Genomic DNA, 24825 nt, shown 5'->3' with positions numbered 1-24825 from the left:
TTATTCTAAAATATTTATAAGTAATGTTGTTTTTTCTTTATGTCATATAATATTGTCTTTTCTAAAAAGACGTACGATAAATATATAAAACATTTTTATTGTTCGTGTTAAGGCTCATTAATCAATGTTTCAAAACAATAATTTTAAGAAATTTCAAAAATAATGTTGACATTCGATGTTAATGGTTTTAATATTGGATTAAATTCAATACGACGAAAAAATACGACGACGAAGACATACTTAACGATTTGAAAATCCCACAGCGAGCTGATGGTTGGTGTAAATCAGTGATTTCAACGGTAAGTTCCACTTCTGAGTAGGTACTCCGAACATATAAAAGTAGGTTTACCCGGATCATGCACGTTAAGCATATAGCAAAGACTGTCCATTTCAAAAGGACAGTGAAACAAGGGTGGTACCGCGATTGTTTATACAAGCTTTTCGCCCCTTACGACGGTAAGGGTGTGGAGAGCTTTTTTTTATTTAAATGCTGAAGTACTTGACTTTCCAAGTTACTTTTGCAAATTTTTCTAAAAACGAGAGGGGCAATTACTTATGTTACAAGATTACCAATTATTACGTATTCCAGGACCAACACCAATCCCACCAAGCGTTGAACGTGCAATGGCTAAGCCAATGATTGGGCACCGTGGGAACGAAACTAGTCTGATGATTCAAAATATTAAACCTAGACTGAAAAAAGTTTTCGGTACAACTCAAGACGTCATGATGTTAACAGGTAGTGGTACTTCAGGACTTGAAGCAGCAATTGTTAATGTTGTAAAACCAGGTGATAAAGTATTAGTTGTTGCCACAGGAGTATTTGGAAATCGATTCACTAAAATCTGCGAAGCATATCAAATAAATGTAGAAGAATATAAAGTTGAATGGGGAACTTCACTTAACCCAGCTGAAATTGCTGAATATGTAAAAGCAAACCCTGATATCAAAGCAGTATTTTCTACATACTGCGAAACTTCAACGGGTGTCTTAAATCCTGTTGGTAAATTAGCACAAGCTGTTCATGCAGTAAATGATGAGACATTAGTTATTATCGATGGTGTTTCTTGCATGGCAGGTGTAGAAACTAAAATGGATGAATGGGGTATCGATGTTGTCGTAACTGGTTCTCAAAAAGCATTTATGCTACCAGCTGGACTGAACTTTATTGCAGTAAGTGAACGCGCATGGAAAGTTATCGAAAGTAATCCCAAAAAAGGTTTTTACTTAGATCTAACAAAATACCGTGACAATCTTGCAAAAGATACAACACCTTTCACACCAGCTTTATCTTTACTATTTGGTTTAGAACAAACACTTGAAAACTTCGAACAAGAAGGTCTTGAAAATGTATATGCTCGTCACCAACTAATGCGTGACATGACTCGTGCTGCATTTAAAGCTTTAAATCTTCCATTATTCGCTTCAGACGAAGATGGTTCTCCAACAGTTACATCTGTGAAACCTGATGATTTCGATCCAGAAGCATTCCGAAAAGTATTAAAAGCAGACTTCAACTTATCTATTGCAGGTGGTCAACAAACATTAAAGGGAAAAATCTTCCGAGTTGGTCACATGGGCTATTGCGCTCCAACTGATGTACTACAATATGTTGCTGCAATGGAAATCGCACTAGTGAAAGTTGGAAAAGATATTCAACTTGGTGCTGGTGTTGCCGCAGCTCAAGCAGTTTACTTACAAAATACTACAGAAAAAGTTGCACAATAAGGAGAGAATACAAAGATGGCTATTAACATTTTAATCAGTGACCCACTAAGCGAAGATGGAATTTATCCACTTCGTCAAGAACAAGAACTAGATTTGAATATTGTGATTAACACTGGCCTTCAACCAGAAGAATTGAAAGCAATTATTAAAGACTTTGATGTATTACTTGTCCGTTCTCAAACAAAAGTAACACGAGAAATTATTGAAGCCGCTGATCATTTAAAACTTATCGGTCGAGCAGGTGTTGGTGTCGATAATATTGATTTAGATGCTGCTACAGAAAAAGGGATTATCGTCGTAAATGCTCCGGATGGTAATACAAACTCTGCTGCAGAACATACAACTGCTATGATTATGTCTTTAGCTCGTCATATTCCTCACGCCTATCTATCTTTAAAAGAAGGACGTTGGGATCGCAAAAAATTCGTAGGTGTTGAGCTTAAAAACAAAACATTAGGTGTCATTGGTTTCGGTCGAATCGGTCAAGAAGTGGCTCATCGTGCTAAAGGAAATCGTATGAATGTAATTGCTTATGACCCATTCTTGACAGCCGAAAAAGCCGAAAAAGCTGGTGTTGATTATGGTAGTGTTGAAGATGTAGCACGTGTAGCAGATTTTATCACTGTCCACACACCACTTCTAGATTCTACTCGTCATATGATTAATGAAGAAGTTTTCAACATCATGAAAGACGGCGTTCGCATTATTAACTGTGCACGTGGTGGTATCATCGATGAAGAAGCTTTGTACAATGCCATTGAAAATGGTAAAGTTGCAGGTGCTGCACTAGACGTAATGGAAGATGAACCATTCGTAGGAAATCGCCTTTTAGACTTACCACAAGTAATCGCAACTCCACACCTTGGTGCTTCAACTGTAGAAGCGCAAGAATCTGTCGCAGTTGATGTAAGTAACGATATCTTAAGTTACTTTAAAATAGGAACAGTTCGTAACCCAGTGAACATGCCATCAGTTCCTAAAGATATGGTCGCTAAAGTAGAACCATTCTTTGATCTTGCCAATAAAATCGGTGCTTTCGTTTCTAACTTAGTAGACGAAGCCATCGAAGAAATCAATATATACTACTCTGGCGAACTTGCAAGCTTTGATGTTCGTCCATTAACAAATAACGCTGTCAAAGGTGTACTTAGTCGTAATCTTGGAAATCATGTAAACAACGTAAATGCTCGTTATTTAGCAGAAAGAAATGCTATCAAAATCAACGAACATAAGTCTACAACTGCTAAAGCATTCTTAAATTCTATCTCAGTTGAACTTATAACAAAAAATGAAACGCACAAAGTAAAAGGTACATTACTAAACGGACTAGGAGCTCGTATCGTTCAAGTTGATGACTATGTTGTTGACGTTGTACCAGAAGGTCATTTAATCTTTATCAAACATACTGACAAACCAGGTGCCATCGGACGCGTTGGTACACTACTTGCAGAAAAAGATATCAATATTGCCACAATGCAAGTTGGTCGTTCAAATCAAGGTGGGAATGCCATCATGATGCTTTCTGTAGATAATGCTTTTGAAAATATCGAATTCTTAACAGCTCAAGACAATGTCTTCGAAGCAAAAGCGATTAACTTATAATCTTCTACTTAAATAATGCCAGAAGCGGTTTCTATTAATTAGAGACCGCTTCTTTTATTTTGCTATTTTCACTAATGTGCTAATAAATGATATCTGGATTTAACGACATAAAAAAAGAGCAGCTACGCTACTCTTCGAAAATTCAATAGAATCGATATATCACCAAAGCCAATGTCAAAGCCCCTGCAATAAATATTTTAGGATCTTTTAATAATCTTTTCATAGTCTTCATTCTCTTCCCCTCACGATATGAACGACTTTTTCCTTTCTTGGGTTTCTAATTTTTTACCTAAATTTTCTCTACCAATTGAACAAGCTCATGTAAAGCATGAATTTCATAAGTAGGTTGAACCCCTTCAACATGAGGTTTGTTTTCACGGTTTATCCATGCAGAACGCATTTGCACACGAGAAGAACCGAGAATATCGGTCATTAGATTGTCTCCAACCATAATAGCTTCTTTTGCATCTACTTTTGCTACTTCTAAAACGTGTCTGAAAATGGAAGCAGCTGGCTTACCTTCACCAAAATTCCCGGAAATAATAATATGGTCAAAATAAGGTACAATTTCAGGTGTAATTTTCAATTTTAAATTTTGTAGACTAGGAGAACCATTTGTCAGTAAAATAAGTTGATATTTTCCCTTTAAAGTATCCAATACTTCAAATGTATCCTCATAAACAAATGGGCTTTGTTTTCTTGCTTCTACAAAATATTCACCCAGTTCTGCCCCAAGTTTTTCATCTTGTATTCCAAGCTTTTCTAATCCACCAGTCCATGCATCTTTTCGATATACTGGAACAATGCTTTTCAATTCCTGAAATTGAGGTGTTGGATCATCAAATTGTCCCCAAAGCCCTTCGAATGGATTAATCCCTATTAACTTTGTGTATTCATATGTAGGATATGTACTATATAAATTGCGAGCAGTTTCACGTACTTTTTCTTCTAATTCCTTCGCATCAACTTCAACGATGGAAGCAGCTTTCTCACAAGTTAAAGCAAATGCGGTAGCAATACTTTTTTTATCCCATAATAGCGTATCATCTAGATCAAAAATTACTGTTGAAATTGTCACTTAATATTCGCCCCTTAGTATAAATATCGTTAATAATATCGTAGCATAGTTTAAAATAAAATACGGAATTTTCTTTTAATTTTTCAAAGTAATTAAGACGTTTAAATTCTGAATTTTTCGGTCCTTATTATAATTTATTTTTATAACCTTTAAGATATACGAAAAAACAAGAAATCTAGAATTTAAAGCATCCCCATATTCTGATACCAACTTACAGTTTTTATCGGCAAGTTATGTACTTTTTCGATTTAATTCATTAATATTTACATTCATTTTTCAAAAACTTCCAATAAAATCTTCACAAAAAAAGGAGAGAAATATACTCTCCCCCTTTGAACTATTTATAATTATAATTTTTTTAAGCAACTGCTTATTTTCTTTTGAAATTCAATATATTTTTCACTGGATCCTACGCAGACATAAAAGCTCTTTAAAAAGCTTTTGCAATTAGCATTTAATTTTACGTATTTTTCTTCTTCAAGTTTACTTTTTTGTAGCTTTAGGAATGATGGAATCTTATCGAATAAATCATCCACTATTTCTGTAGCAATTCCTATTTCAAGCATTACCATTATCGGTTTTAATAATCTCTCTGCCTCGTCTGCTATATATACATCTGCAAAGGTCAGTGCCTTATTAGCCAATCCTTGAAAAATAGAAGGGAAAAATTTCACATCCATTTTAGGATTTTTCACTAATTCATCAATGGCATCAGCTGTATGCGCTACACTATGTGCCCAACCTTTTTCGGAAACAAATCCTCTTAAATCCTGTTCTAAATCTAAATATAGGAGCAATTCATTTCTAGTGCGATCTAATAATTGTAATGGTATAAAGGAATGTTCTAAATCTTTACCTAATATTAACGTGATTAATAGGACTGAAAAAGAACGCTTAAAGATATGGTCTGTTCCGACGTCACCAATTTCATAAAACAAATATTCGTCTCCTAATGCTTTTGTAAGCAAATCGACGAGTTTTTCTTCTGGTATCAAATTCTCGTCCTGGATAAGTTGAGAAAAACCTCGATAAATTAATTTATCTCTAAGCTCTGAATCTGGAGAACCGATATGTTCCATCATTGAATCAATGAGTTCTGTTTGGTTTTGTTCTTGCCAAGTAGTTTTTCCATTTTGAATATCGAGTAGAAGTGTTTTTAAAGTTATTTCGTCCATAATTAAAACCTCCAATACGAATATTTCATCGACTAAACTGCAAAAAATACACTGTCAATTACTCTGTATTGTCATTAATAGTATAGCACTTGACTTGTGCATCAGATAATTGTTTATTTCATCCTATGTAATCTCTATTTTTCTTATGCATAGGTTGTCCATATTATTTTTCTAAATAATTCCTTCTATTAAATATTCCTATATTTTAATAAATTAAAAGCCTAATGTATAAATACTCTACATTAGGCTTTTATATGTTATTTTATATCTTTCGGTACTTACACAAAGATCAACCAAATAATCATGGTAACAATAATAGTTGTGATACCTTGTAAGAGTGTTGCCATTGTTTGGGCTTTGTAAGCATCGGTTACCTTCATGCCACTAAACTGGGTTACTACCCAGAAGAAGCTATCATTAACGTGGCTAACTGTCATTGCTCCTGCACCAAGTGCCATGACAACAAGTGCTAATGGAAGAGCACCTTCTATTCCTAAAGTTGGTAACATCGGTGCGATTAAAGACGACGTAATAACTAAAGCAGCAGTAGAAGAACCTTGCGCAGATTTTAATGCTGCCGCAATAATAAATGGTACTAATAAGAACAATACACCTTGGGATAATGCACCGAGATCCATAGATTGTAGAATCTCTGCTACACCTGTATTTTTGATAATGGTACCAAAAGCACCTCCAGCACCCGTGATTAAAAGAATAGGTGCTGCTTCTTTTAAACTTTCCCCAATCCAATCATTTAATGTCACTTCACTAATTTCTGGAAGTAATAAGAATGATGCTAATACTCCAAATAGTAATGCTACAGATGGTGAACCAATAAACTGTAAAAAGTGTGACACCCCAGATTTATCATCTAATGTTAAAGCAGCTACTGAGCCGATTCCAATCAAAATAATAGGTAATACAATGGGCAAAAATGCTTTAAAAGTAGATGGCATTTTACCAAATGATTTAATCACTTCTTCATAATCTAAAGCTTCTTCATGGTCAGCGGGTACCTCGATTTTAGTTCCCATCTTCAATGCCCAGAAATAACCAACAATTGTTGCCGGAATAGCTACGATTAAGCCAACTAAAATAATCGTTCCTAAATAATCAGTAGCTCCGATATTTCCTGCAGCAGCGATTGGTCCAGGAGTTGGTGGCACTAATGTATGCGTTGCATATAATCCGGTTGCTAACGCGACAGCCATTGATGCTACTCTAACTTTTGCACGTTTGGCTAAAGATTTTTGTAAACTTGATAGTATGATAAAACCTGAATCACAAAATACAGGAATCGAAACAATATACCCAATAATACTCATCGCTAATTGCGGACGTTTTTCTCCAAGAATTCGTAATACAACCTCAGCCATTCGATATGCTGCGCCTGATTTCTCTAAAATAACACCAATAATTGTTCCAGCAATAATGACTATACCTATGCTGGTCATCAATCCGCCGAAACCTTCATTGATATTTTTAACAATATCTAAAAGTGGCATACCAGATGCAATTCCTACGAAGAAGGATGCACCGAGCAAAGCTAAAAATGGATGAAGCTTTAGTTTTGCAGTTGCAAAAACGATAAACAATACACCTATTAAAATGATTAGAAATAACATTATTCCACCCCTATGAATTGATTAATTTTTGAACTGTTTCATATGTTCTTTCTTTTAAGTAGATTGCTGGATTCGCAATCGATTCTTCACTAGAAACTTGTTCATTTGCAACACTAGCAATTTGGGTAAAATATTTAGCTAGTTGTACTCTACTAGACTCTTCTACATATCCAGATATTAAGACGACTGGCACATGCTGTTTAGCTGCTTCTTTCGCAATACCAACAGGCGCCTTTCCAGATAGCGTTTGAACATCAGATTTTCCTTCCCCTGTTATCACTAGTGATGCTGACTGAAGATGACGAGCAAAATCTATTGCCTTCATGACAACTTCAATTCCTGGTTTTAGTTCTACAGGAAAGAATGCCAAAAAAGCTCCTCCAATACCTCCTGCAGCACCTGCACCTGGTTTTTGATGCAATGCAATCCTCGTTTCTTTTTCGATAACATTTGCTAAATGGTATAAATTTAAATCTATTTCTTTTACCATTTCTTCCGTAGCACCTTTTTGTGGGCCAAAGATTGCCGTTGCACCATTTGGGCCTACTAGTGGATTGTCTACATCACACGCAATTACAAATTGTGATAATTTGATACGCGGATCAAATTTGCTCATATCAATTTTAGATAAATTTTTTAATGGCTGTGCACCTTCTGCTAGTTCTTGGCCTTGTGCATCTAAAAACTTCATGCCTAGTGCACGTAGCATTCCTGTACCTCCGTCATTTGTAGCACTCCCCCCAATGCCAATGACAAATTTACGATATCCAGCATTTAATGCATGTAAGATAAGTTGACCCGTGCCAAATGTGGAAGCAACTAACGGATTACGTTCATCTGGTGACAATAGTGTTAAACCTGATGCTTTTGCCATTTCAATCATGCAAGTTTCACCATCACCAAGAATTCCATACTCTGCATTAATAGTTCTACCTAATGGGTCTTGAACTTTAACGCATTCAAGCTTCCCGTTCGTTGCATTGATCAATGGCTCTAACGTTCCCTCTCCACCATCTGCAACAGGTAATAATACAGTTTCAATTTTTTTATCTATTTCATGTATGGCATCTGCCATAATTTTTGCCGCATCTGTAGCGGATAATGAACCTTTAAAAGAATCAGGGCTGACAATGATTTTCACGTCAATTCCTCCTATAAGTAAAACGCTTACATAGAATTATATTAATAATTCTTTCATTTTACATTATACTTAATGTATAATTTATCTGTCGTATAACAGTTATAAATTTATACGTGAAGGAGTATCTTATGATTTCAAAACAACTAGCAAACCAAATTGTTGAACAAACAATGTTACGTCTTCATCGTAATATCAATGTTATGAACACAAGTGGTATTATTTTAGCTTCTGGAGATCAATTACGTGTTGAAAGTATTCATGAGGGAGCAAAAATGGTTGTAGAAAGTGAAAAGCCATTAATCATAACTGAAAAGAACATGCACCTTTTTCCAAAGGCCAAACCTGGCATTAATCTACCTATTTACTTTCAAAACGAATTAGTTGGAGTTGTTGGAATTACCGGAGACCCAGATGAGTTATTAGAGGTAGCAACACTTGTACAACTTACTACTGAAATGATGGTACACCAAGCACTTATTGTTTCTCAATCTGAGTGGAAGAGAAAAATGCGTGAAAGAATTTTTGAAGATTTACTAACAGGTCAACCTATCGAAAAATTAATGACTGAACGTCTTTTAAAAGTTTCCTTCCATTCAGAATCACCCTATTATTTAGCAATTCTTAAAGTAATACCAAAACATCAAGCCTATCAATCTTTTGTCGAATACTTAGAAGACTTTTATGTTCATGATTCTGTATTGATTGGAAAATATCAATCAGATGAATACTTTATCTTAACATCAGGGATTTCCGAAAAAGCCGTAAAGAAAAGTCTGAGTTCTTTAGTCAAACAAATTCAAAAATATTTTAAGGTGAAAATCGGCGTTGGAACGATGATAGATGATCTAAGTAAAGTTCGCCATGCTTACGATACAGCTAAGACAGCTCTAGAATATAGCGAACACAGCCAAATCATCTCCTTCTTTGAATCCGTAGAACTGTATTCTTTATTGAAGAAAAAGGAATCTCCTGAAGCACAACAATTCACACATAGATTATTGAAGGACGTTAACCCTAAATTGCTTCATACGCTAGATGAATTTTTACATTGCAATCAACAGATTTCATTGACAGCAGAGATGTTAGATATTCATCGTCATACCCTTACATATCGTTTGAATCAAATTTTTGAAATGACAGGTTTTAATCCAACCGTTTTTCAAGATGCCGTTGTATTGCAAATAGCTTTGTGGCTTTATGATGAAAAGAAACAGAAAGAGTGATTTCTCTCTCGGGCTCCCTTTTATCACAAAGCCAAAAAATAGTTGGGGAGAGCCCCAACTATTTACAAAGAGTCTTATTTTTCAAACCCATATAGTTCATCTAATGCTTCGATTTTTTTATGAATTGCATCTTCAAATGACATGATATATTGCACAGGTTCTTTCGGGTTATGATATTGTGAGATTTTCCCTGTTTCAGCATTTACTAATTTCGTTGACGCACCACAGCCTAAGCCAATAATCGTTTGGACTTCTTCCATAATTGCAATATTATAAATGCTCTCCTCACCAGGTAATGAGTATCCCACATTTTCTAGATTGCCAAGGATATTCTTTTGTCTGTATAGATAATATGGCTTGTAACCATGTTCTGCAGTCCATTCATGGGCACGAAACATCATTTTTTCTGCTGTTTGACGATCCGCTACTTTGTACTTTTCTTTGTTATGGGTCATTTCCGATGCTCGTTTAAACGACAATGTATGAACGGTCAAAGATTCCGGCATCATTTTTTCAGATTCGCTAAGTGAATGTTCAAATTCCTCAGTTCCTTCATTTGGTAAACCAATAATAAGGTCCATATTGATGTTATTCATACCAGCTTCTCTTGCCATCCAGAACTTATCAATTGTTTCTTGAACCGTATGATGGCGACCGATTGCCTTTAACGTTTCATCTGTATAGGATTGTGGATTAACACTAATACGGTCAATACCCCATTTTTTTAATATAGCTAATTTTTCTGGCGTAATAGTATCCGGTCTCCCCGCTTCGACCGTAATTTCACGAATAGTTTCTGAATGCGGGAACGAATCAAACATAGTTTGATACAATGCATCCATCTCATCCGCTTCAATAGAAGTAGGTGTACCTCCACCCCAATAGATTGAGGTGATTTTCATATCGTGTTTTTTTAACCATTTCCCCATCTCTTGAATTTCTATATGAAGTCCATCTAAAAATGTTGCAACTCTACCTTGTTTACGATTACTTTGGATAGCATAAGCAGGAAATGTACAATATGCACACTTCGTTGGACAAAATGGTATGCCGATATAAATACTAACCTCATTACCTATTGTGTCTAAGTCCGGAATTGTCTTTAGCTGTGTTTTTACAATACTTTTTAACATATCGATTTTTTCATCAGCAAGGCTAAACTCATTTTTGAGCTTATCATGTATTTGTTGATCCGTTAAACCTGCTTTTCTAAATTTATGATACAGTTTTGTAGGTCGAATACCTGTTAGAATACCCCATTGTTGAATAATCCCTGTCTTTTGTTCAAGCATATCAAGTAATACATGAGATAAAGCTCTTTTTACTCGAATTCTTCTTTCTCTTTCTGTTCCTTCAGTTTCATATGCCTGTTGAAATTGACTTTTATAAATTTGACCATCCATTTGAAGAGTTCCATCTGCAATTACTGTAAAATCGGCAGTTGTATGATGGTTGAACTGAACAACCAAGTCCGGTACTAAATCTTTTTTCGCTAACTTAGTATCTTCAAAAAACAAATTTGTTATATCATGAAATACCCGCATAAAATCTTGAGGGTACGCACCTTCCACTTTCAATACTTGCATATTCTTAATCACTTCTTTCTAAAATCATTTAATAAATCTATTAGGTCGATCTTATAAATATACGTATTAGGATAGATAAAAAATATCTAGTATATTGTAGCAAATTTCCGTCTAAATCTCGAAAGGAATCTTTATAAATATAGTTATTACAAAATTGAAACATACAAAAAGCCCTCAAGTATTGACTTGAGAGCTTAAAAAATTATGGCTTTAGTTGAAGTCTTTGTATAAGCCTTCGATTGGTTTTACTAATACTCGGTTAATCTCTTCAATTAGACCACTTAGTGCCATTTCTGCTTGTAACATGTTGGCGATTTTTTCATTTTGTTGTGCTAGTTGTGCAGTTTTTTGAGCATATTGTAATTCGTCTTCTTCAATTTGTTGTCCTTGCATTTGTTTTTGTTGTAGTTTCAATTGGACATCACGGAAGTTTTTGAAAAGCTTTGCAGCATCTTCATCAGCTTTCACTGTTGTAATTGCTTGTTGTAAAGCTTGAAATTCATTTGTTTTACGAAATGCACCTTCTAATGCATTAATTTCATTATAAATATTATTCAATTCATTTCCCTACTTTCTTTTATTCAACTTTTCTTAATCATTAAATGCCAATCATCTCTTAGAATATGCTAACAAAGATTCCTTGTATGACACCAATTACTCCTCCAAGAACAAAACCTAATACTGTAATCATTTTAAATTCGCGTTTTGAAATGCCCAAAACCAAATCTTCTAACACAGATACTGGGAATGAATCTACTTGTTCTTTTACGATTTGTTCCAAATTCAAGCGTTTAATAGCATCCTCTAATTTATCTTCAGCTATAGCAAAGCCTTTTTCAACGAATTGTGGGACAACGTTTCGTGCCATCCACTCTGCACCATCATTCCAATAATATACAAGTGGCTTATCCAAACGATTTTCGATTTGTAATTCTTGTTTCACATAGGCTTGAATTCTTGCTTGTGTTGAGTTGAAATCTAATTCACCTACTAATTGAGGAACCGATTGTACTTTTAGTTTTTTCCACTCAGATGTTAATAAGTTTGTTAATAACACCATTGTTCCTGGCGCATTGATAAATTTATTTACTTCTTTTTGTAATTTATCCACAAGTGATGATGAATCACCTAAGAACATTTGAATCATGCCACCTAAAGTCCCTTTAGACTCTAAGAAATCATCGATTAACTTTTTAATGGTTTGATAACCTTCTTCAGATTCAAAATAATCCTCGCCTTTTTTTAGAATATAACGCGCAATATCAGGAATCTTGGAAGTTGCCTTTTGTTCCCACGATACTGGCAATAATTCTTCAATTGCATTTGACGATAATACATTTTTGAAATGATTAACTTGATCCACAACAATGTTGTCTACTTTACCTTCAACCGTTTGAGGTAAGTTCGATACGCCAACTTGTTGTAGCCAATCTTTTATCGTTTTTTCTTTCGTAAAAATAGTTTCTTGAATTTTATCATTCAACCATTGTTCTACCTTTTGCTGATTGCTATTTGTAAACAGCTTTTTACGAAACATTTCGGGCGTTAACAAATAGTTTACAACTGTTTTTCCTAATTGTTTCGCTAATTCACCACGTCTTTTTGGAATTAGACCTGGTGTAAAAGGTAATCTCCACGAACCAATATATATTGGCGCATGTGGTCTAAACAGCATTTTAATAGCCAGATGATTTGTAAATCCCCCGATTACTGCACCAACAACGGTCATAAATAAAATCGAAAGTAGTGTATTCAATTGATTCACCCATTTCTTTCAATTAAGCTTTAGTATATTGTGCATAAATTTATGCTTCAATCGAGTCCATTTACTTCCACATATTGTATGAAAGCAGCTAAAACTAAGCCTTATTATAGCAGACAGTTAGTTATTGTTAAATGGATAGCCATTTTTCGACAAGCCCTTAGATTTTGCTATGAAATTAGGGACTGGTAAATTATACTAAGGATAACTTAAAAACTCTGAAAGGGGCTTACTAGATGATTCAACATTTTAGCTTCAAACCACTATTTGAAAACCAACAATTACCTGGCTGGTCAATTAGTTTCTTTTATAAACAAAATCGTTATGAAGGAATTTATGAACAAGATGGCACGATTAAATGGACCGACACAACCCCACCTGACGAAGAACAAGTAAAGAAAATGGTACATGAACTAATGCTGTTTCATGTTTATGATTAAAATTAGATATTACTTTATTTGTTCTAAATAATCTTCACGCCATTTTAATATTTCTTTTTCTGTTAAAAGATTTTCAAGCGTTTCATCCCAATGGCCCGTTAATGTGTTCCAAACACGAGTATAGAGTAAATCCTTCTCTTTATTGTAAAGAATAAATTGTACACAAGGGACGTCGTTAATTTGTATGATTTTATTTGATGTGATTGAGGTGATGAAGGTTTGAACTGCATCTTGGTCCGTTTCTTCATTCTCAAATGCAGGGCGATTTTCTTGTAATGCATTGAAAATCACTTCATCCTCTACATCCATCGGTTCTTCTGAAGCATAAGGAAAGGGCTCTGGTAATTCATCCAAATCATCTAAATCTTCCATATTACCTGTAAGAAAACTTTTGTGATTGGCACTATATAGTAGCTCTTGCGTTTCTTCTTCCTGTTCCTCTTCAAAAATTCCGTTTTCAAGCTGTTTTTCTCCTCTTGCAGTTAATCGATAGTACGCTTCTTTTGCAACTAATCCTTTATTTTGTAGGTTTTGAAGCAAATCTCGAATAAATAATTCTTCTACTAACAACAAGTCACTAAGTTCTTTAGGTTCTGCAATTTCTGCTTGTTTGCAGCTGAGTAAAACCATTTTCATCAAGATATCCATTGTTAATCGTTTTACTGGTTTATATTTGAACTCTATTGTTTGAATAGGAAAGCACCAGCTAAATGTAGCTAAAATCTTTGCTTTTGGATCTTGTTTGATTTTTTTGGTTAGCTTATTTTCTAATGCGTTCATAATTGGTGCTCCTTTCAAACACTATTTTGAATTTCCTTCCTCATCACGAAGACCATTTTGTGATTTGACAACTTCTAGTAAATGACTATACATGGCGCGAGATTCCTTTTTCTTCGCACGTTTTGTAAACATTTCTACACTACCGACAAGGATTAGTAATTCCCTCGCGCGAGATAATGCAACATTTAAGCGACGATAATCATTGGCAAAGCCAATATCTCCACCTTTATGGTCAGTGTTGCGGACCATACTAACGATGATTACATCCATTTCCATACCTTGGAATCTATCCACTGTGCCTGTACGTAATTGCAAATGATCTAGCTTTAGTTCTTGTTGAATGAGATGATTGATTTTCTTAACTTGTTCACCGTAAAAACTAATAACCCCTACACTTTTCTTCGTTCCTTCTGGTAGATTTCCACTTTTTATAGCCATTTCTGTTGCATGATTTAGATCTAGTAAAGTGTGGCGAATTGTATCTAATTCACCTGGGTTAAAACGACTCTTTCCGTTTTTCATTTGCTCTTCAAAATAAGGCTTTCTACTTGGCATATCAAGCCATATTAAGTGATCATCTCGTTTTACATAGTGACCTTCTAAGTGATGATCTCGAACTTGATCTGAATTTTCTAGACCACATTGCAAATGGTTATCTTCATTTTCATAAAAAGGTGCAATGGTTTTCATAATATTTTCGTGCATACGATATTGAATAGCTAGCATTTGTTTATTTGTTTTTGGCAAGTTTTTAAATAATCGTTCGAATAAAGATTCTTTTAGTAGTTTCTTCAACTCATTTATTTCTTGTAAATCGTCACTCTCATCGATAATTGCTTTAAGTGTTTCTTCTAAAGTATCATCCCCAATAAGTGGTGGAAGTTGATGATGGTCACCTACTAAAATAATTTTCTTACCTTTTAACATTGGAAGTAACAATTCAGGTGGCGTAGCCTTTGATACCTCATCAATAATGACAACATCGAAAGTTGGATAGTTGTCCATAAATTCTTTGCGTGCAGAAGCTACACATGTTGTCCCAATTACATTTGCATGGTTTACATATAACTTGCGTATTTCATCTAAGTCATGTTCACTTGCATTTAACAATAATTGATGCCACTGTTGTTGTAATTGTTGTTTAATCGGCAATTGTTGTTTGTCATGATGAAGTTTTTCAATTATTTTTTTGACAGCATTAATCGTTTCTTCTGTATATTGTTTTTGTCTTGTTAAATCTTGTTGCAGGATTTGTTCAAGTTCCTTTAATTTTTTCTCTTGTGAAAGTCCTTTAGTATTAATCTCTTTTACTTTCGCTTCAGTTTGTACAAGAGTATTAAGCGCAGCCTCTTCCTCTTTTAAAGTAATTTCAACATGATCCTTCATTTGCTTAAGTTTTGGTAAAGTAGTTGCTACCGATTGCATTTGAATAGTCAGCTGCTCTAATTCCTTTTCTTGAATGTTCAATTGATGTTGAATGTCTGGTAAAGCTTCTGTCAGTTCTTCTTGAACAGCTTCACTTAACTTGTCTATTTTCTTTTTTAACTGTTCAACCTCTGCACTCCAGCGATTCCCTATATTTAGCAATCCACTTTCATGTTGTTTTGATGTATTCAAGATATACGATACTTGCGATTTTACTTCTTGTTTCATCATTTGGAAGAGACGCATAATTTCTTGACGCTGATTTTCAAGCATACCAAACTGTTCTTCTACAAAAAAGCGTCGATTGTACAAACGCTCAAGGTATACATAAAGCTGTTTTATATAAAGGTCAGGTGTCTCGAGTAAGAATCTTTTAAAGTGATCGATTGCCGAATCAATTTCACGAATAGAATAAGAAGAATATCCATTCTTCGTTTCTATCTCAACCTTTTGCAAAATACGCTGGCTTTCTGAAACACCTATTTGACCTTCAAGATACCCGATTGCTCCGTTTAGTCGATTTCTTACTTCTTTCCAATCGTTATAGCCAAACATTTGAGCTTTAATACGTTCAAAGGAATTACGTTGCCATTCAATTTTTGTATTCGCTTGGATATGATGTTCTTCCATAAAAACATTTAAATCCTGGATTTTTTTACATTCTTCAATGGCTTCATTGGAAGCTTGAAGTGTTCGATGGTTTTCAAGCCATTCTTGGTAAGCAGTTCGCGCATTTTTCAGTGCTAGTTCTGCTTTTGCTAATTCATCTTTAGAAAGTAAGTAGGAAGCTTGTTGGCGCAATTTAATAACTTCTGTTTGTTTTTCTTGTACAGCTTCTTCTAATTTTTCTAGCGAACCATATTTTGATAATAGCTCTTCGAATTGTTGAATTTGTTTTTCTTCGTTTACTTTTTTAGCAGTAAGTTCACTTGTTTTCTCTTCTAAAAGACGCTGTTCTTTTCTTAGAGGTCCTAGTGATTTCTTTAAATTTTTAATGTCTTCTTCAACAATTGCATAATCTTTTTCAGCTTGTTCCTGTTCAATTATTTTTTCTTCTAGGATCGCGAGTTGTTGTTGTAGCCCTTTAAGTTCTTTTTCTTTTTTATCAATAGCAAGATCCAATTCAGCTGTACGATCTCGATGAACAGCTAGTTCTGCTTCTAAATCATGCAATGTTTGTTCTCGCCAATATAATGCAACATTTTCTTCGATGAATTTTTTTCCTTCTTCTTCGATACTTTCTGTACGTCCATAGCGAAGAATACGAATGTCCTTGTTTGCGAGAAGTCTACTCAATGCGTTATCAACAGCTAAATTGGATTGTGATGCGACTAACGTTTTTAATCCAGCTTTTGCGTTTTGTTGACAGATTTCAGATATAACAGTCGTTTTCCCTGTTCCAGGAGGGCCTTGAATGACATATAAATCTTCAGCCGATAAAGCACCAATAACCGCTTCTCTTTGGAATTCATTGAGTCGATTATCAAATTGTAGTTCAACTCTTTTTTTAGGTTGTTGAATCCTTGGACGTTCTTCAAATAGAATTTTTTCTAAATTCGCATTCGCAGCCAATCCTTTTTCTAGATCACTAAACCCTTTTCGTAAACGACGAATCTGACTCAAAGTAGCAAAGTTACTAAACACGAGTTCTCTTGTTTTTGGATGCCATCTATCTTTTCGGACTTGTTCCTGTATAAATGGACGCAAATCAATTTCAACTGTTTTTTTTGAAGAATGAGCTTTTAGTACTGACCCCAGTTCATCTTTAGAGCCTTGCACTTTTGCACTTAATCCAACAATTTTCTTCCATTCATTTTCTTTTAATCCATTGATTTTAAAGGTAATACGGCTGAAATCTTCATTCACTTCATAATGTGAGAAGGAGACGGTCATATCATCGATTGTTGCATCTCGTTCTTGGATTTTCAGGTAGCCTTCCCAACTGGAAATACGCTTTTGGACATACTTTGAGCGTTCTTCAGCAATTGGTAATTCTCTAATTTTATTATGCAATTCGAGTGGTAACCCAACTGTATTGCTAGCGTTTGTAGCAAACTGCATTTTCGTCTTAAATCTGCGATTTGTATGGACGGGTACTCGTTTACTTAATACACGGAAATTTGTTGCAAGTAAACCTTCATATTTTACAACGCAATTCATGACCGCTACTTGTTCATCTAATTTTTCGATAAGTGCATTATTTTCTACATTATCAAAATAGAGAGCAACCGCCATTTCATCTTTTGATGTATTTTGAACATGCTCAATATGTACAACAAATGATTTTTGTAGGTGAAAAAAAGCATGTTCATCCTTTGCCCATGCTAAAATGCCTTCACGCGCTTTGTTCGTTAATATTAAATTTGTACGCATTACAGTTGGCTTAGCAACAACTTGTGCCATGAACATAACTTCCTTTCTTGTTCTCAAGCAATACTTCTATTGCTCTGTTCAGTTTAAAAAACACTAATAACTATCATATCAGTTTTTTCATTAGAGATGGAGTGATGATATTTGGAAAAAATAAAAAAACAACTATAAACAAAAATGTCCATAGTTGTCTTTAGTCTACTTCATGCGATTTGTATTGCTAAAATAGAAAGATTATTTCATTTCACCAGATTGTAATTTATACATCTGATTATATCTTCCACCTAAGGCTAAAAGTTCGTCATGCGTACCTTGTTCTACAATTTCACCACGATCAAGTACTAAAATTCTATCTGCGTTTTTAATAGTAGAAAGTCGATGTGCAATGATAAATGTTGTGCGTCCTTTTTTTAATACTTCCATTGCATGCTGAATAATTTCTTCTGTTTCTGTATCAATATTAGATGTAGCCTCATCTAATATTAATATAGCTGGGTTAAATGCAAGTGCTCTCGCGAACGAAATCAGTTGTCTTTGTCCTGATGAAAGTGTACTCCCCTTTTCAATAACAGGTTCATCTATACCACCAGGTAAATTAGCTAATACTTGATCTCCTCCGACAGCTTTTATCGCTTTTTCAACCGTTTCCCGAGAAATTTTAGGATCCTCTAAACTTACATTAGATGCAATTGTACCTGTGAATAGATAAGGATCCTGTAACACGATGCCCATATGCTCACGAATAGTTTGACGAGAGTAATCTTGAATATTCAGTCCATCAATCGTAATAGACCCCTTTGTCACGTCGTAAAAACGGAAAAGTAGATTCATAATTGAACTTTTTCCTGAGCCAGTATGCCCTACTAATGCAATTGTTTCGCCTTGTTTCGCCTTGAAATTGATATCTTTTAATACATATTCTTCTTCCTTATAGGCAAACCAAACATGGTTAAATGCCACATCTCCATGATAACGGTCTATTCTCGTATCATCGACTGCTTCACCAGGTTGATCTAGTAAATCAAATACACGTTCAGAAGCAACGTTCGCTCTTTCTAAGTTAGCAAGCTGGTTAACAATATTTGTAACTGGATTAAATAGTCGAGTAATATAGTCGACAAATGCATACAACATACCAATTGAGATTGCACTGTCTCCAGTTAATTCGGCACTTCCGAAATACCAGATGAACATAATAAATGTAAGTGAACGAATAACACCAACTAAATTATGTGAAGTTGCTGAGTCTAGTAATACTAGCTTATTTTGATATTTATAATATTCGTCATTTAATTCATCAAACTCTTTTTGCATTTGCTTTTCTCGTCCAAATGCTTGAATAATTGTCATCCCATTAATAGACTCATTGATCATTCCATTCATATCAGACAACTTACCACGAACGATATGATTGTATTTTGCTGCATACTTTCGATAAAGGATTGCCCAAAGAATAAGCAATGGAACAACCAATAATGCAATACAGGCCATTTTCCAATCTAAGAAAAATAGCGCAATATAGATGCCGAATATCGTCATGAAACTTGAAGCAAATTGAGACAATACTTGAACAAATAAATCATGAATCGCTTCCGTATCATTCGTAACTCGTGATACTACTTTCCCAGCAGGTAGACGGTCAAAATATCGAATTGGAAGTGTTTGTATATGTTGATAAATATTATTTCGCATTTTTTGAATAATACGATTTGCGCCCATTTGTAATAGAATATATTGTCCATATCGGAATATAGCTGTAATTACGGCTAAGCCAAAAAATACGGCTAATAAAATAGCAATTGGTTGAAATTCTAAACCTTGTTCAGTAGCTTTTGAGATATGATCATCAATAATCTTCTTTGCAACTAATGGACCTGCTAAATCTGCAACTACTGCAATTGCTAGAAGGAAAAGTCCTGTTGCTAATATTTTTTTATAAAGTAAGGCATAACGCCAAAGTCTTCTGGTTGTACTCATAATTATTTCGCCCCCTCAATCTGTTGGCGATCATGTTGTTCTTTGTACCAACCCTCTTTTGAAATCAGTTGTTCATGTGTACCTTCTTCAACAATTTTGCCATCTTCTAATACGATGATCCAATCCGCATGCATAATTGCAGACAAACGGTGGGTTACAATAATTGTTGTTTTCTGTTTGCGAATTTCTTGGATATTCTTGATAATCGCACTCTCCGTTTTAGCGTCAACTGCTGAAAGTGAATCATCCATGATTAATATCTCCGGATCACGTATTAAAGCACGGGCTATGGAAATACGTTGTTTTTGGCCACCTGATAGAGATATCCCCTTCTCACCAACTAATGTATTTAAACCCATTGGTAGCATTTCCAAATCTTTTTCGAAGCATGAAACTCGAATAGCTGTCTGTAATTCTTCTTCTGTGGCATCTGCCTTTCCAAACAATATATTTTCCCTTATTGTACGGGAGAATAATACGTGATCTTGCGGCACATAGCCAATCCAATTACGAACCTGCTCTTTTGTTTGTGCTTCTATTAACTCACCAGATAGTTTTAGGTTTCCTTCACCAGTAGGGTATTCTCGTAGTAATTGCTTTACTACTGTGGTTTTTCCACTTCCTGTTTTACCGACAATCCCTAGTGTTTGCCCTCTTTCTAGAGATACCTCTAAATGTGACAAGTTCGTCGATTGTGATTGAGGATATTGGAATGTTACATCATGGAAAACAACCGAACTTGGTTTTTCAATAACCATAGGTTCTTGAGGATCAGCCACGTCTTCTTTCTCGTTTAGCGTTTCTTGAACGCGATCTAATGATGCATTTCCACGTTGCATCACATTGATCAATTCCCCTATTGCAAACATCGGCCATACGACCATACCTAGATAAACGTTAAAGGAAACTAATTTTCCCAGAGTAATATCACCATTTGATACCAAGTATGCTCCGTAACCCAGTCCAATCATATAACTTAACCCTGTTAAAACTCTTGTGATTGGCGTAAACCATGCATCAATTTTTTCAACATCCATATTTTTTTCATAAACTTCTTCTGTCATGTCGTCAAAATGTTTTTCAGTTGCCCGTTCGTGAACATATGCTCTGACAACACGTACACCTTCGACTGCTTCTAGTACACGGTCATTCATCTGGCCAAAAGCATCTTGTGCAATCATATATTTCTCATGAATTTTTTTACCTAAGATTTGCATGGTAATTGCTAAAATAGGCAATGGAATAATTGCTGCAAGCGTTAATTTCCAAGATACTGAAAAGCCCATCATTAGAATAATCGTGGCAAGATATAATGTTGAATCTAAAAGTGTCATAATGCCAAATCCGGCTGTTACGGAAACAGCACGCAAATCATTTGTAGCACGGGCCATTAAATCTCCTGTACGATTACGCTCATAGAATGGTGGTGACATTTTCAAAAACTGAGCCATTAAATTTTTTCTAAGCTTCCGCTCAATTACATTTGAACCGCCGAATAATTGATACTGCCAAATAAAATTGACAATATACGCAAGTACTAAAAGGCCTGCTAACGCACCAATATATTGCCATAATAATATACTTGTAAGTGTCCCACGATGTATAGAATCAATCGATTCACCGATTAACCATGGTGGCAGTACTTCTATAGTATTAGCAATGATTAATAGCACAACAGCAATCGTATATCGTTTCCAATTTTCTTTAAAAAACCATTGAAGTTTTATTAATACATCAAACATAGATCAATTTCCTTCCCTTCTTTTGCAAAGTCTAGCTAGCCATCTTCTATCGAATCCTTGTTCATTTTCCTTCGCATTTTTCGCACATACATCATGCACACTCCCTTTTTTGTTATTTCACTAAATTTTATGAATTAAAGGCAACAAAAAAGCACATACCCTAAAATGAGCATGCGCTAATTTTAACGAGTACGGAACACACCCGTACCTGCCATTAATTTTTAGATGAAAAGAAAATTAGGAGGATTTGGTGTGGATACATTATGAAATTTGCTTGTGATTGAATTATGCTTAATCATTTTCATGTTCCATACCCCCTTTTCCTCAAAATATTTAGTGTTTCTAAATATTAACATTAAGATTTTGTAATTGTCAATACTTTTTGAAAATTTTATCAATATATCCTATCATTATATATTTTTCCATGCAAAAAAAATAAATGTTTATTTCAAATAACCTTAATAGTAGAATTTATCTTATGTAATCTTAACTAAGATTCGATTCGTTAGGTAAAAAGTTTGAGAAATATAAACAAAAAGCATATGGATAATTTGTCTTTTGTCGAAAAATATCTTATTATATTCTTAAAACATTTTTAAAATCACAGGAGGTGTACACTTTGTTCTCCCCCTCATTTGGGTCTTGGAACAAAGGAAGTCTTTGGACATAGCCATACGATTGACAGCTTTTGCTGTCTTGATCGCATGTTCAGCAGTTTTCGTAGCAACAGAGTTTGCTATCGTAAAGGTTAGAACAACTCGAATTGATCAGCTTATCGCTGAAGGTAACAAAAAAGCATTAAAAGCAAAAAAGGTAGTAACCAATTTAGATGAATATTTATCTGCCTGCCAACTAGGGATAACGATTACATCTTTAGGTTTAGGTTGGTTAGGGGAAGGTACGGTTGCTAAACTATTAGCCCCACTATTCAACTTACTTAACTTAAATTCTAGTATTACATCTATCCTATCATTTATTCTATCATTCTCTATCGTGACATTTGTCCACGTAGTTATGGGTGAGTTAGCACCAAAAACATTAGCGATTCAAAAAGCAGAAAGTGTAGCCCTTAATATCTCTGGCTTTTTAATCGGATTCCATAATGTGATGTTCATATTCATAAAACTCTTAAATTCTTCAGCCAATGGCTTAGCTGCCCTATTTGGTTTAAAAGGTATGAAAGAGTCCGAAGTTGCAATGACAGAGGAAGAATTAAGAATCATCTTGTCTGATAGTTTAAAAGGCGGCGAGATTAATCAGTCTGAATATAAATATGTTAATAGCATTTTTGAATTCGACGATCGTATTGCCAAAGAAATCATGGTACCTCGTACAGAAATCATTGGTATCGAAAAAGAGCTGACATTAAAAGAAGTATTTGAAGTCATGGGCGTGGAACAATATACTCGCTACCCTATTATCGATGGGGACAAAGACCATATTATAGGCCTTGTCAATATGAAAAATCTTTTAACAGCTTATATTAAAGATCCTACAAACGGTTCAAAACCGGTTACTGAATATATGCAACCGATTATTCGTGTATTTGAAACAATGCCAGTTAGTGATTTACTTTTAAAAATTCAACGCGAACGAATCCATATGGCTATTTTAATGGATGAGTATGGTGGTACTTCAGGTCTTGTTACGATTGAAGATATTATTGAGGAAATTGTCGGTGATATCCGTGACGAATTTGACCAAGATGAAGTCCCTGAAATCCGTAAAATTGAAGATGATCACTATATCTTAGATGCCAAAATGTTAATCGAAAATGTAAACGACTTTTTAGGTATTAACATTGAAGAAGAAGATATCGATACAATTGGTGGTTGGTTCATGACTAAAGATTTTGATGCAGTAAAAGGGGAAAAAATTACTGAACAAGGTTATGAATTTATCATCAAAGAATTAGATGGTCACCATATTCTTTATCTGGAAGTCATCAAACTTCCAGAAGAATTAAAAGAACAAGCTTCAACTGATGAAGAAAACAACACATCTGAAGAATAACTTTTATTGTTTAACTAAACAGAGAACGACGCACACTAAATCTAGTGTGCGTCGTTTTCGCTTGTCTGAAACTTTTGCAAGGGGGAAACATTGTGGACTTATATACAAATTTAAGACAAGGGGAAAAAGGTGCTTGGCTTAGTATTTTCACCTACCTTATCCTAAGTTCCACCAAATTAGCCATAGGTTTTATAGGGCATTCTACTGCCCTTAAAGCAGATGGGCTAAATAATACAACGGATATTATCGCATCTGTTGCTGTTCTAGTCGGACTTCGAATTTCTCAAAAGCCACCCGATAAGGACCATCATTACGGACATTTACGTGCTGAAACGATTTCATCACTTATCGCTTCTTTTATCATGGCAATTGTAGGTTTTCAAGTACTATTTAATGCTGCGAAAAGTTTTATTGACCACAATCATGCTACACCATCATTGTTAACGGCATTTGTTGCACTTGGCAGTGGTATCGTGATGTACTTTGTTTACTTATTTAATATTAGACTAGCAAATCGCATTGAAAGTTCAGCAGTAAAAGCTGCCGCATACGATAATCGTTCAGATGCATGGGTCAGTATCGGAACTGCAATTGGGATTTTCGGCGCTATTTTCGGCTTTCCGATTATCGATTCAATTACTGCTGTAGCTGTAGGCTGTTTAATCTTAAAAACTGCGTGGGAGATATTTTTTGAAGCAGTTCATACATTAACAGATGGCTTTGATGAAGGGGAATTAGAAGCCCTGTCTGTCCTTGTTGAAAAAGTAGATGGCGTTATTCAATTGATAGATTTTAAAGGTCGTAATCATGGTAATCTAATTTTCGTCGATCTAACCGTCACTGTAAACCCTGATCTAAATGTTTGGCAAAGTCATCATATTACCGAAGAAATTGAGAAAACCATTCGTCGTGTAAAACCATTTGCAGTAGTACTAGTTCATATAGAGCCAGAAGGTTTAGAACGTGATCATGAGCATAATATCTTTTAATAATTCACAAATCAAAAGATAAATATTGACACTATAAGTAATAACTGTTAATATTGTATCAACTAAGAGAAAGTAGGTGAGGTATCATGAAAATTCTATCATTCATTGAATCCAAGCAAATTGGTTTGTTACGATACACTCACTACGTATGTGCTTTTTAAGTACATTC

At 34.8% G+C, this 24825-nt stretch carries 17 protein-coding genes and 1 other annotated feature; of the genes, 6 read left to right on the top strand and 11 right to left on the bottom strand.

Going from position 1 to position 24825, the window contains the following annotated elements; genetic code table 11:
* The first annotated feature begins 216 nt into the window (after positions 1–216).
* Positions 217–452: a binding site (T-box leader), on the top strand.
* 103 nt (positions 453–555) lie between these two features.
* Both Q0977_RS09175 and serA read left to right on the top strand, forming a co-directional pair.
* Positions 556–1728, top strand: coding sequence for an alanine--glyoxylate aminotransferase family protein (locus tag Q0977_RS09175; RefSeq protein ID WP_124217934.1), 1173 nt, complete (start codon positions 556–558; stop codon positions 1726–1728).
* A gap of 15 nt (positions 1729–1743) precedes the next feature.
* On the top strand, positions 1744–3330 hold the full coding sequence (gene serA / locus Q0977_RS09170; protein ID WP_119414556.1) for a phosphoglycerate dehydrogenase: 1587 nt from the start codon (positions 1744–1746) through the stop codon (positions 3328–3330).
* 289 nt (positions 3331–3619) lie between these two features.
* Here the strand turns inward: serA and Q0977_RS09165 are convergent, their stop codons facing one another.
* The 4 genes from Q0977_RS09165 to Q0977_RS09150 form a co-directional block, all read right to left on the bottom strand.
* Complete coding sequence (locus Q0977_RS09165) at positions 3620–4408, bottom strand: HAD family hydrolase (RefSeq protein WP_299512892.1); 789 nt, start codon at positions 4406–4408, stop codon at positions 3620–3622.
* A 347-nt stretch (positions 4409–4755) separates the two neighbouring features.
* The gene (locus Q0977_RS09160; protein WP_119414554.1) at positions 4756–5583 is read right to left on the bottom strand and encodes a DUF2785 domain-containing protein; all 828 of its coding nucleotides are present in this window, start codon (positions 5581–5583) and stop codon (positions 4756–4758) included.
* Positions 5584–5861: 278 nt separating this feature from the next.
* Positions 5862–7208, bottom strand: a complete 1347-nt coding sequence (locus Q0977_RS09155; protein WP_299512880.1) for a GntP family permease — start codon at positions 7206–7208, stop codon at positions 5862–5864.
* A 10-nt stretch (positions 7209–7218) separates the two neighbouring features.
* Complete coding sequence (locus Q0977_RS09150; protein WP_299512877.1) at positions 7219–8349, bottom strand: glycerate kinase; 1131 nt, start codon at positions 8347–8349, stop codon at positions 7219–7221.
* Between the two features lie 128 nt (positions 8350–8477).
* Here Q0977_RS09150 and Q0977_RS09145 point away from each other — a divergent pair, with 128 nt between their 5' ends.
* Positions 8478–9572, top strand: a complete 1095-nt coding sequence (locus Q0977_RS09145) for a sugar diacid recognition domain-containing protein (protein ID WP_124217930.1) — start codon at positions 8478–8480, stop codon at positions 9570–9572.
* A 74-nt stretch (positions 9573–9646) separates the two neighbouring features.
* Here the strand turns inward: Q0977_RS09145 and Q0977_RS09140 are convergent, their stop codons facing one another.
* The 3 genes from Q0977_RS09140 to Q0977_RS09130 form a co-directional block, all read right to left on the bottom strand.
* Positions 9647–11158 (bottom strand): coproporphyrinogen III oxidase, encoded by a 1512-nt coding sequence (locus Q0977_RS09140; protein WP_299512872.1) that lies wholly within the window; start codon positions 11156–11158, stop codon positions 9647–9649.
* Between the two features lie 210 nt (positions 11159–11368).
* Positions 11369–11716, bottom strand: a complete 348-nt coding sequence (locus Q0977_RS09135) for a YlbF family regulator (RefSeq protein ID WP_119414549.1) — start codon at positions 11714–11716, stop codon at positions 11369–11371.
* 58 nt (positions 11717–11774) lie between these two features.
* Positions 11775–12914, bottom strand: a complete 1140-nt coding sequence (locus Q0977_RS09130) for a DUF445 domain-containing protein (RefSeq protein ID WP_233548013.1) — start codon at positions 12912–12914, stop codon at positions 11775–11777.
* Between the two features lie 242 nt (positions 12915–13156).
* Here Q0977_RS09130 and Q0977_RS09125 point away from each other — a divergent pair, with 242 nt between their 5' ends.
* Positions 13157–13360 (top strand): YheE family protein, encoded by a 204-nt coding sequence (locus Q0977_RS09125; RefSeq protein WP_119414548.1) that lies wholly within the window; start codon positions 13157–13159, stop codon positions 13358–13360.
* 9 nt (positions 13361–13369) lie between these two features.
* Here Q0977_RS09125 and Q0977_RS09120 read toward each other — a convergent pair whose 3' ends face one another.
* From Q0977_RS09120 to Q0977_RS09105, 4 genes are all read right to left on the bottom strand, one after another.
* Positions 13370–14140, bottom strand: a complete 771-nt coding sequence (locus Q0977_RS09120) for a hypothetical protein (RefSeq protein ID WP_299512866.1) — start codon at positions 14138–14140, stop codon at positions 13370–13372.
* Positions 14141–14161: 21 nt separating this feature from the next.
* Entirely contained in the window at positions 14162–17968 is a 3807-nt protein-coding gene (locus Q0977_RS09115) for an AAA domain-containing protein (protein ID WP_299512863.1), read from the bottom strand.
* Between the two features lie 201 nt (positions 17969–18169).
* The gene (locus tag Q0977_RS09110; protein ID WP_299512860.1) at positions 18170–19912 is read right to left on the bottom strand and encodes an ABC transporter ATP-binding protein; all 1743 of its coding nucleotides are present in this window, start codon (positions 19910–19912) and stop codon (positions 18170–18172) included.
* Between the two features lie 2 nt (positions 19913–19914).
* Positions 19915–21654 (bottom strand): ABC transporter ATP-binding protein, encoded by a 1740-nt coding sequence (locus Q0977_RS09105; protein WP_119414545.1) that lies wholly within the window; start codon positions 21652–21654, stop codon positions 19915–19917.
* Between the two features lie 660 nt (positions 21655–22314).
* Here Q0977_RS09105 and Q0977_RS09100 point away from each other — a divergent pair.
* A complete protein-coding gene (locus Q0977_RS09100; RefSeq protein ID WP_299512857.1) occupies positions 22315–23667 on the top strand; it encodes a hemolysin family protein in 1353 nt (450 codons plus the stop codon).
* Positions 23668–23759: 92 nt separating this feature from the next.
* Positions 23760–24656, top strand: coding sequence for a cation diffusion facilitator family transporter (locus Q0977_RS09095; RefSeq protein WP_299512854.1), 897 nt, complete (start codon positions 23760–23762; stop codon positions 24654–24656).
* Positions 24657–24825 lie beyond the last annotated feature (169 nt).

Source organism: uncultured Rummeliibacillus sp. (genome assembly GCF_934216135.1).
GTDB lineage: Bacteria > Bacillota > Bacilli > Bacillales_A > Planococcaceae > Rummeliibacillus.
The sequence above is the reverse complement of the archived record's forward strand: the minus strand, read 5'-3'. Positions and strand labels throughout refer to the sequence as shown.

Bases quoted from the DNA above. Each gene is read 5' to 3' on its own strand.
- Q0977_RS09175 (WP_124217934.1), top strand. From the start codon at position 556: ATGTTACAAGATTACCAATTATTACGTATTCCAGGACCAACACCAATC.
- serA (WP_119414556.1), top strand. From the start codon at position 1,744: ATGGCTATTAACATTTTAATCAGTGACCCACTAAGCGAAGATGGAATT.
- Q0977_RS09160 (WP_119414554.1), bottom strand. From the start codon at position 5,583: ATGGACGAAATAACTTTAAAAACACTTCTACTCGATATTCAAAATGGA.
- Q0977_RS09155 (WP_299512880.1), bottom strand. From the start codon at position 7,208: ATGTTATTTCTAATCATTTTAATAGGTGTATTGTTTATCGTTTTTGCA.
- Q0977_RS09145 (WP_124217930.1), top strand. From the start codon at position 8,478: ATGATTTCAAAACAACTAGCAAACCAAATTGTTGAACAAACAATGTTA.
- Q0977_RS09140 (WP_299512872.1), bottom strand. From the start codon at position 11,158: ATGCAAGTATTGAAAGTGGAAGGTGCGTACCCTCAAGATTTTATGCGG.
- Q0977_RS09125 (WP_119414548.1), top strand. From the start codon at position 13,157: ATGATTCAACATTTTAGCTTCAAACCACTATTTGAAAACCAACAATTA.
- Q0977_RS09120 (WP_299512866.1), bottom strand. From the start codon at position 14,140: ATGAACGCATTAGAAAATAAGCTAACCAAAAAAATCAAACAAGATCCA.
- Q0977_RS09115 (WP_299512863.1), bottom strand. From the start codon at position 17,968: ATGGCACAAGTTGTTGCTAAGCCAACTGTAATGCGTACAAATTTAATA.
- Q0977_RS09110 (WP_299512860.1), bottom strand. From the start codon at position 19,912: ATGAGTACAACCAGAAGACTTTGGCGTTATGCCTTACTTTATAAAAAA.
- Q0977_RS09105 (WP_119414545.1), bottom strand. From the start codon at position 21,654: ATGTTTGATGTATTAATAAAACTTCAATGGTTTTTTAAAGAAAATTGG.